This is a genomic window from Flavobacterium sp. 22659, from assembly GCF_052044235.1.
GTDB classification, from domain to species: Bacteria; Bacteroidota; Bacteroidia; order Flavobacteriales; family Flavobacteriaceae; genus Flavobacterium; species Flavobacterium johnsoniae.
This window is the reverse complement of sequence record NZ_JBQEMU010000003.1, coordinates 13,084-26,289: the sequence shown is the minus strand read 5'-3', so window position 1 is coordinate 26,289 and position 13,206 is coordinate 13,084. Positions and strand designations below refer to the sequence as shown.

Annotated in this window: 15 protein-coding genes; 12 read left to right on the top strand and 3 right to left on the bottom strand. The window is 33.2% G+C overall.

From position 1 onward, the window contains the following. Positions 1-63: 63 nt before the first annotated feature. Positions 64-921 (bottom strand): MBL fold metallo-hydrolase, encoded by an 858-nt coding sequence (locus ACTJIW_RS03940; protein ID WP_440714715.1) that lies wholly within the window; start codon positions 919-921, stop codon positions 64-66. An 84-nt stretch (positions 922-1,005) separates the two neighbouring features. Next, entirely contained in the window at positions 1,006-1,932 is a 927-nt protein-coding gene (locus ACTJIW_RS03935; RefSeq protein ID WP_440714716.1) for a hypothetical protein, read from the bottom strand. A gap of 375 nt (positions 1,933-2,307) precedes the next feature. On the opposite strand from ACTJIW_RS03935, the gene ACTJIW_RS03930 reads away from it, so the two are divergent. The 6 genes from ACTJIW_RS03930 to sufD all read left to right on the top strand — a co-directional run bounded on the left by ACTJIW_RS03930 (position 2,308) and on the right by sufD (position 7,272). Further along, positions 2,308-2,637: a HesB/IscA family protein gene (locus ACTJIW_RS03930; RefSeq protein ID WP_012023267.1), complete on the top strand. Its 330-nt coding sequence runs from the start codon at positions 2,308-2,310 to the stop codon at positions 2,635-2,637. Between the two features lie 79 nt (positions 2,638-2,716). After that, on the top strand, positions 2,717-4,165 hold the full coding sequence (sufB, locus tag ACTJIW_RS03925) for a Fe-S cluster assembly protein SufB (protein WP_012023266.1): 1,449 nt from the start codon (positions 2,717-2,719) through the stop codon (positions 4,163-4,165). A 7-nt stretch (positions 4,166-4,172) separates the two neighbouring features. Continuing rightward, positions 4,173-4,661, top strand: a complete 489-nt coding sequence (locus ACTJIW_RS03920) for a flavodoxin family protein (RefSeq protein WP_440714717.1) — start codon at positions 4,173-4,175, stop codon at positions 4,659-4,661. Between the two features lie 11 nt (positions 4,662-4,672). Beyond that, positions 4,673-5,419: a Fe-S cluster assembly ATPase SufC gene (gene sufC / locus ACTJIW_RS03915; RefSeq protein ID WP_008466070.1), complete on the top strand. Its 747-nt coding sequence runs from the start codon at positions 4,673-4,675 to the stop codon at positions 5,417-5,419. Positions 5,420-5,469: 50 nt separating this feature from the next. Next, the gene (locus ACTJIW_RS03910; protein ID WP_012023264.1) at positions 5,470-5,838 is read left to right on the top strand and encodes a four helix bundle protein; all 369 of its coding nucleotides are present in this window, start codon (positions 5,470-5,472) and stop codon (positions 5,836-5,838) included. 117 nt (positions 5,839-5,955) lie between these two features. Next, positions 5,956-7,272 (top strand): Fe-S cluster assembly protein SufD, encoded by a 1,317-nt coding sequence (gene sufD, locus ACTJIW_RS03905; protein WP_440714718.1) that lies wholly within the window; start codon positions 5,956-5,958, stop codon positions 7,270-7,272. 122 nt (positions 7,273-7,394) lie between these two features. On the opposite strand, the gene ACTJIW_RS03900 is transcribed toward sufD, so the two are convergent. Beyond that, positions 7,395-8,744 (bottom strand): serine hydrolase domain-containing protein, encoded by a 1,350-nt coding sequence (locus ACTJIW_RS03900; RefSeq protein WP_440714719.1) that lies wholly within the window; start codon positions 8,742-8,744, stop codon positions 7,395-7,397. 219 nt (positions 8,745-8,963) lie between these two features. Here ACTJIW_RS03900 and ACTJIW_RS03895 point away from each other — a divergent pair, with 219 nt between their 5' ends. The 6 genes from ACTJIW_RS03895 to ACTJIW_RS03870 all read left to right on the top strand — a co-directional run bounded on the left by ACTJIW_RS03895 (position 8,964) and on the right by ACTJIW_RS03870 (position 13,158). Beyond that, positions 8,964-10,178: an aminotransferase class V-fold PLP-dependent enzyme gene (locus ACTJIW_RS03895; RefSeq protein WP_440714720.1), complete on the top strand. Its 1,215-nt coding sequence runs from the start codon at positions 8,964-8,966 to the stop codon at positions 10,176-10,178. Positions 10,179-10,191: 13 nt separating this feature from the next. Beyond that, positions 10,192-10,617, top strand: coding sequence for a hypothetical protein (locus ACTJIW_RS03890; protein ID WP_440714721.1), 426 nt, complete (start codon positions 10,192-10,194; stop codon positions 10,615-10,617). A gap of 2 nt (positions 10,618-10,619) precedes the next feature. After that, positions 10,620-11,045, top strand: coding sequence for a SufE family protein (locus ACTJIW_RS03885; protein WP_440714722.1), 426 nt, complete (start codon positions 10,620-10,622; stop codon positions 11,043-11,045). Positions 11,046-11,213: 168 nt separating this feature from the next. After that, positions 11,214-11,537, top strand: coding sequence for an SUF system Fe-S cluster assembly protein (locus ACTJIW_RS03880; RefSeq protein WP_012023258.1), 324 nt, complete (start codon positions 11,214-11,216; stop codon positions 11,535-11,537). An 83-nt stretch (positions 11,538-11,620) separates the two neighbouring features. Continuing rightward, positions 11,621-12,130 carry a DUF2480 family protein gene (locus tag ACTJIW_RS03875; RefSeq protein WP_440714723.1) on the top strand — a complete coding sequence of 170 codons (510 nt, stop codon included), beginning with the start codon at positions 11,621-11,623 and terminating at the stop codon, positions 12,128-12,130. Positions 12,131-12,207: 77 nt separating this feature from the next. Further along, positions 12,208-13,158 (top strand): DUF3078 domain-containing protein, encoded by a 951-nt coding sequence (locus ACTJIW_RS03870; RefSeq protein ID WP_073408210.1) that lies wholly within the window; start codon positions 12,208-12,210, stop codon positions 13,156-13,158. Positions 13,159-13,206 lie beyond the last annotated feature (48 nt).

The window sequence follows — 13,206 nt, the reverse complement described above, 5'->3', positions numbered from 1 at the left end:
AAACTAAAAATCCCATTTTCATAATTATTTGAAAATGGGATTTTTTATGTCTTAAACTTTTTTCTACAGAATATCTTCGCAGGTAAAAACGTCTTTTAATCGAACACCTTTTTCTGTATGCTCAACCGTTATAATTTGATTATGAGCATCATGTTCCAGAAACAAATAATAATTATTATCAGCAGCTGAATTTAAAAATTTTGCTTTTTCATCTAAAGTCAAAAGCGGTCTTGTATCATATCCCATTACATATGGAAGCGGAATATGTCCGGCTGTTGCTAATAAATCGGCACAAAAAACAATTGTTTTATCCTGATATTGAATATGCGGAATCATCTGTTTTTCTGTATGTCCGTCTGCATAAAAAATTCCAAAACCCAATTCTTTTGAAAAACCAAAATCGCTTTCAGGTCTTTCAATAAAATTCAATTGGTCGCTTTCCTGCATTGGGATAATATTCTCTGTTAAAAATGAAGCTTTTTCGCGGGCATTAGGTTTTACTGCCCATTGCCAGTGGTTTTCATTTGTCCAAAACTTTGCATTCTTGAAAGCCGGTTCATAAAAAGTCTTATCAGAATTCCACTGAACGCTTCCTCCGCAATGATCAAAATGCAGATGCGTCATAAAAACATCCGTAATATCATCTCGGTTAAAACCATATTCTGCAAGCGATTTATCTATTGAATATGATCCCCAAAGCGAGTAATATCCGAAGAATTTTTCAGACTGCTTATCTCCCATTCCGGTATCAATTAAAATCAATCTGTTTCCGTCTTCAATTAACAAACATCTCGCGGCTATATCTATCAGATTATTTGAATCTGCCGGATTAGTTTTATTCCAAATTGTTTTAGGCACAACACCAAACATAGCGCCGCCATCTAATTTAAAATTTCCGGATTCTATTGGGTAAAGTTTCATGAGTATAAATTTCTAATAAGAAAACAAAGCTAGGAAATCCAATTTCGTTATGCTAAAATTCTATTTAAAAACTCAAAACAGCCATTACTCTAAAGTAACAGAAGCACTTCCCATTATTTCCTGCTTGTCAAAAAAGTTAACAAAGTAAGTTCCCTTTTTAAATTCATTTCCATCAGAATTTAAAACGCCATAGGCATTTAGGGGTTTTCCCTGAAAATCTACAGCAACGATAAAACTGTAAACCAAAGCTTTATCATTTTCAAATTCGATTAATTTATTCTCCCCTAAAACTGTATTTTTTTGATCTAAAACCTGAATGTAGAACACTCTTTTTCCGGTTTTTGCAATTGAATTTCCATTAACAGAAAAACTTACTTTTAATTTTTGAGCATTTCTGGCTTTTTCAGTTTCAAGTTCTTTTCCTGATTTTTTTTCGCGAAATGCTGCTACTTTAAAATTACTGAGAGAAAGTTTCGCAGCATCTTTTATCGCTAATTCTAATTTTTTTTGATGTAATAAGAGTGTATCATTTTCTGTTTTCTGCTTATACATTACCACATTTTGGCTTTCGATTTCAGTAAGCAGACTTTTATTCTGAGATTTTAAATTTTTAATTTCTACAATTTTGGCTGCTAACGCCGTTTTTAAATCTAAAAGCTGTTTTCTGTAAATTTGTATTTGAACAATCGAAGGATTTTTAGAAACTTTTATAATTTCCATTAAATTTTGAACATTTTTACGTTCAAGTTCTAATTGCTCAGATAACGATGTTTTTTCAAGAAGTGCTACATCGTATTCTAATTTTAAAATATTTAAAGAATCCAGTATGCTTTTTTGTGCGATTGTTTCTTTACTGGGTCCGGTAAGTTCAGACTTTTTGGTGATTATTTTAGCCTTCTCTGCACTTTCTTTTAGTTCATTACTAAACAAAAAAAATGTAGCTCCTATTCCTAAAATAAAAAATATAGCTAAAAATGCTCTTAACCATTCATTAGTGTAGTTTTTCTTCATGATTCGTCACAATTTCTTGTAAAAATAATATTATTTTATTCGACAAAACAAGTAGAAATACTGTTTTTTATCATTTAACGACAACTTAATCGCCATAATATCAGTATTTTACATAAAAATAAAGCTTTTCTTTCAAAACGTTTAATTGTTGTAAAATAAAAGAGACTTCAATTGATTTCTTTTTCGCAAAATAACTTCTATCTATTTTAACATTTGTTATAATAATGTGAACCGTTATGGAAAAAGGTTTTTAAGTCGTATCTTTGCAGACAATTTCATTTGAACATTGAAATTGGCATTTAAATTTTCTGTAATAATTTGATTATTATCGAAATGCAAATTAAAATGATCTTTTAAAAACAAATACCATAAACAATGATAAAGGTTTCTGATACAGCCAAAAAGAAAATCATCGATTTGATGACTGATGATGGTTTTGATGCCGCAAGCGACTACGTAAGAGTAGGCGTTAAAAGCGGTGGATGCTCTGGTTTGTCTTATGATTTAAAGTTTGACAAAACCAAAGGAGAAGATGATAAAATATTCGTAGATAACGACATACAAATTGCAGTTGAAAAAAAATCATTTCTGTATTTAGCCGGAACAATTTTAGAATTCTCTGGCGGATTAAACGGAAAAGGATTTGTTTTCAATAATCCAAATGCAAGCAGAACTTGTGGCTGCGGTGAATCATTTTCACTATAAATAATAGAGAATACCAAGACTAATAAAGATTAATTCTTTGAAATTTCTGAATTAAATCTTTGAATCTTTAAAATCAACAATGAGCAAATACACAGAAGACGATTTAAAAATCGAACTGGAAACTAAAGAATATGAGTACGGATTTTATACCAATATTGAATCCGAAACTTTCCCTATTGGCTTAAACGAAGAAATTGTAAGAGCTATTTCGCTTAAAAAAGAAGAACCTGAATGGATGACCGAATGGCGCATCGAGGCTTTCCGTGCCTGGAAAGAAATGATCGAGCCAGAATGGGCAAACGTACAATACGAAAAACCAGATTTTCAGGCAATCTCTTACTATTCAGCTCCAAAACAAGTAGATCCTAATAAAACGCTGGACGATGTTGATCCGGAATTATTAGAGATGTACAAAAAACTGGGGATTTCTGTTGATGAGCAAAAAAAGATGAACAATGTCGCTATGGATATTGTTGTCGATTCTGTTTCAGTAGCAACAACTTTTAAGAAAACACTGGCTGAAAAAGGAATTATTTTCTGCCCGATTTCTGAAGCAATTAAAGAACATCCAGAATTAGTAAAAAAATATTTAGGTACCGTTGTTCCTCAAAAAGACAACTTCTACGCAGCATTAAACTCAGCAGTTTTCTCTGACGGAAGTTTCTGTTATATTCCAAAAGGCGTTAAATGCCCAATGGAACTTTCAACGTATTTCAGAATCAATCAGGCAGGAACTGGGCAATTCGAAAGAACGCTGGTTATTGCCGATGAAGGAAGTTATGTTTCTTACCTTGAAGGATGTACTGCTCCAAGCCGTGACGAAAATCAATTACACGCTGCTGTAGTTGAATTAATCGCTCTTGACGATGCAGAAATTAAATATTCTACAGTTCAAAACTGGTTCCCAGGAAACAAAGAAGGAAAAGGTGGTGTTTACAACTTCGTAACCAAAAGAGGTTTATGCGAAACTAACGCTAAAATTTCTTGGACACAAGTTGAAACAGGTTCTGCCGTGACTTGGAAATATCCTTCTTGTGTACTTAAAGGAGACAATTCAGTAGGAGAATTTTATTCTATTGCTGTTACTAATAATTTCCAACAAGCAGATACTGGAACAAAAATGATCCATTTAGGTAAAAACACTAAATCGACTATTATTTCTAAAGGTATTTCGGCAGGAAAATCACAAAACAGCTACCGTGGTTTAGTGCAGATTTCTCCAAGAGCAGAAAACGCAAGAAACTTTTCGCAATGCGATTCATTGTTAATGGGTAACAATTGCGGAGCACATACTTTCCCTTATATCGAAAGTAAAAATCCAACAGCAAAAATCGAGCACGAAGCAACTACAAGTAAGATTGGAGAAGACCAAGTATTTTACTGTAACCAAAGAGGTATCCCGACTGAAAAAGCGATTGCCTTAATTGTAAACGGCTTCAGTAAAGATGTATTGAACAAACTTCCAATGGAATTTGCGGTTGAAGCGCAAAAATTATTAGAGATTTCTTTAGAAGGTTCTGTAGGATAATTTGAAGATGGAAAATAAAAAAATCATCATTTTAGGTTCTTCCAGAAAAAACGGAAATACAACAAAAATTGTAGATGTTCTTTCAAAAGAACACAACATTGATGTAGTTAATTTAAGTGATTATAATATTTCGTATTATGATTACGAAAGCAAAAATATAGACGATGATTTTTTGCCTTTAATTAGAGGAATTATCGAAAAATATGACACTCTTATTTTTGCAACGCCTGTTTATTGGTATAATATGAGCGGGATTTTAAAAGTCTTTTTTGATCGGTTTTCAGATTTAATCCGAATTGAAAAAGAAACAGGAAGAAAACTGAGAGGAAAGAAAATTGGTGTAATATCTAATTCACACGACAATATAATTGAAGACAGTTTTTACATTCCGTTCAAAAAAACGTCTGATTATTTAGGCATGGAATATTTAGGACATGCGCATTTTAATGCCAATGTTCTAAACCAAACAACAAAAATAGAATTGACATTTATATAAAATAAAAAACAATGTTATCAATAAAAAACCTTCACGCCGCAATTGGTGATAAAGAAATCCTTAAAGGAATTAACATAGAAGTAAAAGCTGGTGAAGTACACGCCATCATGGGACCAAACGGTTCTGGAAAAAGTACGCTTTCTGCTGTTATTGCAGGAAATGAAAACTATGAAGTTACAGATGGAGAGGTTATCCTTGACGGAGAAGATCTTGCAGATTTAGCTCCTGAGGAGAGAGCACACAAAGGTGTTTTCCTTTCTTTTCAATATCCGGTAGAAATTCCTGGAGTTAGCGTTACTAACTTCATGAAAACTGCTATCAACGAAACTCGTAAAGCAAATGGTCAGGAAGAAATGCCTGCAAACGAAATGCTGAAAGTAATTCGTGAGAAATCTGAGTTATTAGAAATCGACCGTAAATTTCTTTCTCGTTCTTTAAACGAAGGTTTTTCTGGAGGAGAGAAAAAAAGAAACGAAATTTTCCAAATGGCAATGTTAGAGCCAAAATTAGCGATCCTAGACGAAACAGATTCTGGTCTTGATATCGATGCTTTAAGAATCGTGGCGAATGGTGTAAACAAATTAAAAAGCGACAAAAACGCTATTATTGTGATCACGCACTACCAACGTTTGTTAGATTATATCGTTCCTGATTTCGTTCACGTTCTTTACAACGGAAGAATTGTAAAATCTGGCGGAAAAGAATTAGCATACGAATTAGAAGAAAAAGGATACGACTGGATCAAGGCAGAAAACTAATTCTAAGTCGTAAAGTCGAAAGTCAAAAGTCGTAAAGTCGGAAATACAATATGAGTAAGTTCAAATCTTTTGAGGAAATAAATTCTTGGCAAAAATCTCGAATCTTCAATAAGAAAATATATTTGATTACCGAAAATTCTAATTTCAAAAAAGACTTTGATTTTGTTAGACAAATAAGACGCGCATCACTTTCTATATCGTCAAATATAGCAGAAGGTTTTGAGAGAAATACAGACAAAGAGTTTATTTACTTTTTATATGTAGCCAAAGCATCCGCAGGAGAAGTAAGATCTCAATTATATTTAGCTTTTGATTTAGAATATATTATAAAAGAAGAATTTGAAATGCTTTTAGAATCGATAACAGAAATATCGAAACTATTAAGCGGTTTCATTAAATATTTGAGCCCAAAGTCATAAAGTCGAAAGTCATAAAGTCTCAAACTTTATGCTTTAAATTTTTAACCTTTTGGCAAAACAGTCGACAATCCAAAGTCTTTCGACTTTCGACTTTCGACTTTAAGACTAAAAAGAACAATGGATTTAAAAGAAAAATTAGTATCGTCTTTTATGGCTTTTGAAGAGCGTGTCGATGTACATTCAGATTTACATGACATACGCACAAATGCTTTAAAAAACTTCGAAAATAAAGGTTTCCCAACCAAAAAAGAAGAAGCTTGGAAATATACATCGCTAAATGCCATCTTAAAAAATGACTTTACGGTTTTTCCAAAGCAGGAAAATGCAATCGAATTTAATCAGGTAAAAAAATACTTTTTACATGAAATTGATACTTACAAATTAGTATTTATCGATGGGGTTTTCAGTTCGCATTTGTCTTCTACAACTCACGATGGAATCGATGTTTGCTTGATGTCATCGGCATTGACCAAACCAAAATATAAAATGGTTATTGATACCTACTTTAATCAAATTGCAAGTAAAGATGATAGTTTGACTTCATTGAATACGGCTTTTGCAATTGAAGGTGCGTTTATCAATATCCCAAAGAAAAAAGTAGCTGATAAACCAATCGAGATCATGTATTTCTCAACTGGAAACGAAGCTGCATTAATGGTTCAGCCAAGAAATTTGGTTATTGTGGGTGAAAATTCACATGTTCAAATTATTGAGCGTCACCAAAGTTTGAACGAAAATCCAGTTTTAACAAACTCTGTTACTGAGATTTTTGCTCAAAAACGTGCGATTGTTGATTATTACAAAATTCAAAACGATAATAGTGAAGCGAATTTAATTGACAACACTTACGTTTCGCAACAACAAGAAAGCCATGCTTATGTGCATACTTTCTCTTTTGGTGGAAATTTAACTCGTAACAACCTAAACTTTTACCACTACGGAGAAAGATTAACAAGTACGTTAAATGGAATTTCGATCTTAAATGACAAACAACACGTTGATCACTATACTTTGGTAAACCACGCACAACCAAACTGCGAAAGTTTCCAAGATTATAAAGGAATTTTTTCTGATCGTTCGACAGGAGTTTTCAACGGAAAAGTTTTGGTAGAAAAAGAAGCTCAAAAAACAAATGCTTTCCAAAAAAGCAACAACATTTTATTGAGTGATAAAGCGACAATCAACGCAAAACCTCAATTAGAGATTTTCGCTGATGACGTAAAATGTTCTCACGGATGTACAGTTGGACAACTTGATGAAACAGCAATGTTCTACATGCAGTCACGCGGAATCCCGAAAAAAGAAGCTAAAGCTCTATTGATGTATGCATTCTCAAATGCAGTAATCGAAAGCATTAAAATACCAGAATTAAAACAAAGAATTACTAAAATCATTGCCACGAAACTAGGTGTGAATTTAGGATTTGATTTGTAGATATTCTTAACCGCAAAGAGCACTAAGGTTTACGCAAGGTTCGCAAAGTTTTTCATTAAGCTTTGCGAACTTTGCGCATTTATACCTTGCGCTCCCGATAGCTATCGGGATTGCGGTTAAATCTATTTCCCAATTGAAGCAATCACTTCCTTCAAAAACCCATTAAAATCAAATCCAGGCTCTTCTTCCCTTACTCCCATTCTCACGATTACCATATCTTTTGACGGAATAATTGCCACCATTTGCCCTTGGTATCCACTGCAATAAAACATATCTCTAGGAACATCTGGGAATTTTCCTCCCGCATTTAACCAAAATTGCGCACCATATTTTCCTTCAGAAGTATTGGTTGGTGTCGCAGTATATTTTACCCAGCTTTCATCCAGAATTTGTTCGCCATTCCAGTTTCCTTTATGAAGATATAACAAACCAAATTTTGACCAATCGCGTGGCGTTGCCCATCCGTAAGATGAACCTACGAAAGTTCCCGACATATCTTGTTCCACAATCATCGAGTTCATTCCGATTTTATCGATTACGGCGCTGTACCAAAAATCAAGATATTCTTGCTGTGTTTTAAATTGTCTTCTTAAAATCAGAGACAATAAATTGGTCGTTCCTGATGAATAATTCCAATGTGTATTGGGTTTAAATTGTGCTGGTTTATCCAATTGTACTTTTCCCATATCTTCGGCCTGAAAAAGCATTTTTGTAGCATCGCAGATAGTGCTGTAATTTTCTTCCCATTCTAAACCAGAATTCATATGAAGCAAATCATTAAGCGTAATATTTTTACGCTCATCATTTTTCCATTCTACAACTGGAGCAGGTTTATAAATATCAATTTTCCCTTGTTTTGCCAAAACTCCGAAAGCTGAACTTGTGATGCTTTTTGTCATTGACCAACCTAAAATTTTACTGTCTTTATTAAAACCTTTATCGTATTTTTCGGCAATCAATTTATCTTTATATAAAACTACAACAGCGCGAGTTCTTTTAATTCTTCCACCTGTTTTGTCAAAAGCATTATCAACTGCTTTTTTCAGTTTCGAATAGTCAACATTAGAAAATGAAGTATCTTTTGGTTCATTATTTCCGTATGGAAAAGGAAGATTGCTTTCTAATTTCGTTCTTTTTGGAAGAAGATACGGTTTCGAAACATCAAAATCATCATTAATCAAAGTCGCTCCTAATCCTTCGCGATAAATCGCTTTTCTTTCTTTTAACCCATAAACAGAAGAAATGGCATATTTTCCAGCATCATCAATCGAGTTTTTAGCCAAGTCAACCAAATTGATATCATTGTCGGTTTTCTGAATTAAATCCAACGGGCGATTATCTATAAAATGCCCAGACGCAACACTTTTGGCAGAGAAACCTGAAATTAAATCAAGCTTTGGATAAGTCGTAAATCCAAAATATAAAAAAGCAAGAACCACAACAAGCAAAAGTACTTTGAGAAATTTTTTCATGATAGTTAGTTATTTTTAATGCAATATAAATAATTTATGTTCACGATTTTAGAACCCAAATTATAAATCTGTTTCGGATAATTCAGAAAACAGAATTGATTTTTAAGGAATCAGCATTTAAGACCTGTAACAATGGTATCATAAAAGGAAATTATAGAATTGCTGTATAAACAAATTTAGTTTTAGTACTTTTGTAAATAGATTTTTTCTAAATAAGACATGCTAGATATTCAAAAAATAAGAGCTGATTTCCCGATACTTTCTCAAACTGTAAACGGAAAGCCATTAGTATATTTCGACAACGGAGCTACTTCGCAAAAACCACAAGTTGTGATTGATGCAGAAGTAAAATATTATCAGGAAATCAACGCCAATATTCACCGCGGCGTTCACACTTTGAGCCAGTTAGCAACTGATGCTTACGAGGTTGCTCGCGGAAAAGTAAAAGATCACATCAACGCAAAACATGCTCATGAAGTGCTTTTTACTTCGGGAACAACACACGGAATTAACTTAGTTTCAAACGGTTTTGCTTCGATTTTAAAACCAGGCGATGAAGTGGTTGTTTCTTCATTAGAACACCATAGTAACATTGTGCCTTGGCAGATGTTATGCGAGAAAACTAGAGCTGTTTTAAAAGTTATTCCAATCAATGACAATGGAGAATTAATCATTGAGGAATTTGACAAACTGCTTTCAGACAAAACGAAAATTGTTACTGTAAATCATATTTCAAATGCATTGGGTGTTATCAATCCAATCAAATATATTATTGACAAAGCACACTCAGTTGGCGCTGCAGTTTTAATTGACGGTGCACAGGCAGTTCCGCACTTAAAACCAAATGTTCAGGAATTAGACTGCGATTTTTATGCTTTTTCAGGACATAAAATGTGCGGGCCAACCGGAACTGGAATTTTATACGGAAAAGAAGAATGGTTAAACAAACTTCCTCCTTATCAAGGCGGAGGCGAAATGATCAAAGAAGTTACTTTCGAGAAAACGACTTACGCTGATCTTCCTCATAAATTTGAAGCAGGAACGCCAAATATTGCTGGCGGAATTGTTTTAGGAACTGCAATTGATTATTTAAACGAGATTGGTTTTGATAAAATTCATGAATATGAAAATGAATTGTTAGAACACGCTACAAAACGCCTTAACGAAATTGAAGGTATCCGAATTTACGGAAACACTAAAAATAAAGCTTCTGTAGTTTCGTTTAATATTGATGGAATTCATCCGTATGATGTTGGTTCTATTATAGATAAATTAGGAATTGCCGTTAGAACCGGACACCATTGTGCACAGCCAATTATGAATTTCTTCTGTATTCCGGGAACAATTCGTGCTTCTTTCTCTTTCTATAATACAAAAGAAGAAATCGATCAAATGGTTGATGCTGTTAAGAAAGCACAAACTATGTTAAGCTAAAAAAACAAATTATATGCGAATAGTATCATTATTACTCCTGACACTTTTTATTGCTACGGGATGCTGCAGTCAAAAAAAAGCAGATATGACATCAACTCAAATTGAATACTCTGCAATGTCAAGAGGTTATTACAAGAGTATTGTAGTACAAAACAAATCTGTTTCTGTTGTTAAACAACGTAACGGTGAAGCTGTTCAAAGCAAAATTGATGATGCAAAATGGAGCGAGATTGTTTCTGCATATTCAAAAGTGAATTTAGACAGTCTTTCTTCCTTAAAAGCGCCAACAGACAAACGTACTTATGATGGTGCTGCAATAGGAAATTTAAAAATAACAAAAGATGGAAAAACATACGAGACACCAGGTTTTGACAATGGTTTTCCGCCAAAAGAAATTAAAAAACTAGTTGATCTATTAGTTGATTTTTCTAAAGAATAATTATGACGATAAAAGAAATACAAAACGAAATAATAGACGAATTTTCAATGTTTGATGACTGGATGCAGTGTTATGAATACATCATCGAATTAGGAAAAAGTCTTCCGCTAATTAAAGAAGAATACAAAACCGACGATAATTTAATCAAAGGCTGTCAGTCAAAAGTTTGGCTGCAAGGTGAACAAAACGATGATAAAATCGTTTTTACAGCAGACAGTGATGCTATTTTGACCAAAGGAATAATTGCGATTTTAATTCGTGCTTTCTCTAATCAAAAAGCAAAAGATATCTTAGAAGCTGATACTGATTTTATAGACGAAATCGGTTTAAAAGAACATTTATCTGCAACACGTGCCAACGGTTTGGTTTCGATGATAAAAAACATCAAAATGTACGCTTTGGCTTTTGATGCTAAAAACAAAAATTAAATTTTAATTAAACCATTAAGAAATTAAGTTTCATAAAGATGACATGCTTAATTTCCTTAATAGTCAAAAGTAAATTAAGCTTACCGTTTTGACACAAAGCAAAACTTAATTTTCTTAATGTCTTAATGGTAAAAAACAAAAACACTTAGTGTTCAAAAACAAAAAACAATGGAACAAGAAATAGACACAAACGAATTAGGAGAATCAATCGTAAGAGTTTTAAAAGGCATTTACGATCCTGAGATTCCTGTAGATATTTATGAATTAGGATTAATTTATGACGTAATGGTAAACACAGATTACGAAGTAAAAATCCTTATGACACTTACTTCTCCAAACTGCCCAGTTGCTGAAAGTTTACCAAGGGAAGTAGAAGAAAAAGTAAAAACAATTGAAAACATCAAAGATGTAGACGTAGAAATTACTTTTGATCCACCTTGGAGCAAGGATTTAATGAGCGAAGAAGCAAAATTAGAATTAGGAATGCTTTAAAAAATAGTCATAAAGTTGAAAGTCATAAAGTCCAAAGTAAAAAGACTTTATGACTTTCGACCTTCGACTTTAAGACTTAAAGAATGGAAGAAATCATCAATAAAGTTGCTAATAGTGCTTTAGAAGTTTTTGATCTTGAGGATTATTATCCAAAAGGTTTGCGTGTGCAGATTGACATTTCGCAATGGCTTTTGGAAGGATTTTTATTGAAAGAAAAAGACTTTAGAGAGCATCTTAAAAATCACGACTGGTCGCAATATCAGGACCAATACGTTGCTGTACACTGCAGTACAGATGCCATTATTCCCGCTTGGGCATTAATTTTAGTTGGCGTTCATTTAGCTCCTTTTGCAAAAAAAGTAGTTAACGGAACTATCGAAGATCTTGATGCAAGTCTTTACGAAGAAATTTTAAGCAAAATAGATTATTCTGTTTACAAAAGTAAACCCGTTATTGTAAAAGGCTGTTCTAAAAAACCGGTTCCAATGCGTGCCTACATTTTGGCTACAAACTATTTACAGCCATTTGCCCGCAGTATTATGTATGGCGAAGCATGTTCTGCAGTACCTTTGTACAAGGAATCTAAGAAATAACCTGCAATTACAAGAGATTATCATTTAGTTTTCCATTCGTTTTTAGTATATTTGGTAATACACTAAACTAAACAACCATGAGAAAGCTGGCGTTATTACTATGCATTTTAGCGAACTTTACTATTGTTCAGGCACAAAATTCAGAAAAAGAATTAATTCAAAATACAGAAAAAGCCGTAAAAAAAATCAATGATACCATCGAAGAAGAAGGCTGGAAAGCAAAAGGAATTGTATCACTTTTATTAAATCAATCCAGCTTTAATAACTGGATTGCAGGAGGCGAAGATAGTTTCTCCGGAACTTTAGGAATAAACTATGACTTTAACTACAAAAAAGACGATGTAACCTGGGATAATAAAATTCTTGCTTCATACGGTCTTTTACAAACTAAAAATACCGATTTTGGAAAAAAGACTGATGACCGTTTAGAGTTTAATTCAATTGTTGGAAAAAAAGCTTTCGGTGAATGGTATTACTCATTCTTTTTAAACTTTAGAACACAATTTACAACAGGTTATATTTATGGTCAGGATGCCAACGGTAAAGAAATTAGAACCGAGCAGACTAAATTTATGTCTCCTGGATATCTTACCACTGGACCTGGTATTTACTGGTCTAAAGATGAAAACCTGAAAATAAACTTCGCACCGCTGACTTCAAAATTCACTTTTGTAGACAACGCTTATACAAGCGGTATAGATAGATTTACCGGTCTGCCTTATGTAGATGGTGATTATTTTGGAGTTGACGAAGGCAAAACTATGCGATATGAGCTCGGTTTTTATGCTTCAGTTTATTATAAATTAGCCATTATGACCAATGTAACGGCCGAAAATACGCTAAATTTATATTCTAATTATCTGGAAGATCCTCAAAACGTAGACATCAATTACTCTTTAAATATTGTCATGAAAGTAAACAAGTTTTTGTCGGCTAATTTAGCTTTCCAAGCCATTTATGACGACAATGCTTTTAGAGGTCTTCAAACAAGAGAAGTATTTGGTTTAGGAATCAATTTTGGATTTTAATAAATAAAAAAAGATAAAGCCTCAATTGAATTGAGGCTTTATCTTTTT

Excerpts from the sequence above, each read along its gene's own strand:
- ACTJIW_RS03940 (WP_440714715.1), bottom strand. The coding sequence starts at position 921 with ATGAAACTTTACCCAATAGAATCCGGAAATTTTAAATTAGATGGCGGC.
- ACTJIW_RS03935 (WP_440714716.1), bottom strand. The coding sequence starts at position 1,932 with ATGAAGAAAAACTACACTAATGAATGGTTAAGAGCATTTTTAGCTATA.
- ACTJIW_RS03930 (WP_012023267.1), top strand. The coding sequence starts at position 2,308 with ATGATAAAGGTTTCTGATACAGCCAAAAAGAAAATCATCGATTTGATG.
- sufB (WP_012023266.1), top strand. The coding sequence starts at position 2,717 with ATGAGCAAATACACAGAAGACGATTTAAAAATCGAACTGGAAACTAAA.
- ACTJIW_RS03920 (WP_440714717.1), top strand. The coding sequence starts at position 4,173 with ATGGAAAATAAAAAAATCATCATTTTAGGTTCTTCCAGAAAAAACGGA.
- sufC (WP_008466070.1), top strand. The coding sequence starts at position 4,673 with ATGTTATCAATAAAAAACCTTCACGCCGCAATTGGTGATAAAGAAATC.
- ACTJIW_RS03910 (WP_012023264.1), top strand. The coding sequence starts at position 5,470 with ATGAGTAAGTTCAAATCTTTTGAGGAAATAAATTCTTGGCAAAAATCT.
- sufD (WP_440714718.1), top strand. The coding sequence starts at position 5,956 with ATGGATTTAAAAGAAAAATTAGTATCGTCTTTTATGGCTTTTGAAGAG.
- ACTJIW_RS03900 (WP_440714719.1), bottom strand. The coding sequence starts at position 8,744 with ATGAAAAAATTTCTCAAAGTACTTTTGCTTGTTGTGGTTCTTGCTTTT.
- ACTJIW_RS03895 (WP_440714720.1), top strand. The coding sequence starts at position 8,964 with ATGCTAGATATTCAAAAAATAAGAGCTGATTTCCCGATACTTTCTCAA.
- ACTJIW_RS03890 (WP_440714721.1), top strand. The coding sequence starts at position 10,192 with ATGCGAATAGTATCATTATTACTCCTGACACTTTTTATTGCTACGGGA.
- ACTJIW_RS03885 (WP_440714722.1), top strand. The coding sequence starts at position 10,620 with ATGACGATAAAAGAAATACAAAACGAAATAATAGACGAATTTTCAATG.
- ACTJIW_RS03880 (WP_012023258.1), top strand. The coding sequence starts at position 11,214 with ATGGAACAAGAAATAGACACAAACGAATTAGGAGAATCAATCGTAAGA.
- ACTJIW_RS03875 (WP_440714723.1), top strand. The coding sequence starts at position 11,621 with ATGGAAGAAATCATCAATAAAGTTGCTAATAGTGCTTTAGAAGTTTTT.
- ACTJIW_RS03870 (WP_073408210.1), top strand. The coding sequence starts at position 12,208 with ATGAGAAAGCTGGCGTTATTACTATGCATTTTAGCGAACTTTACTATT.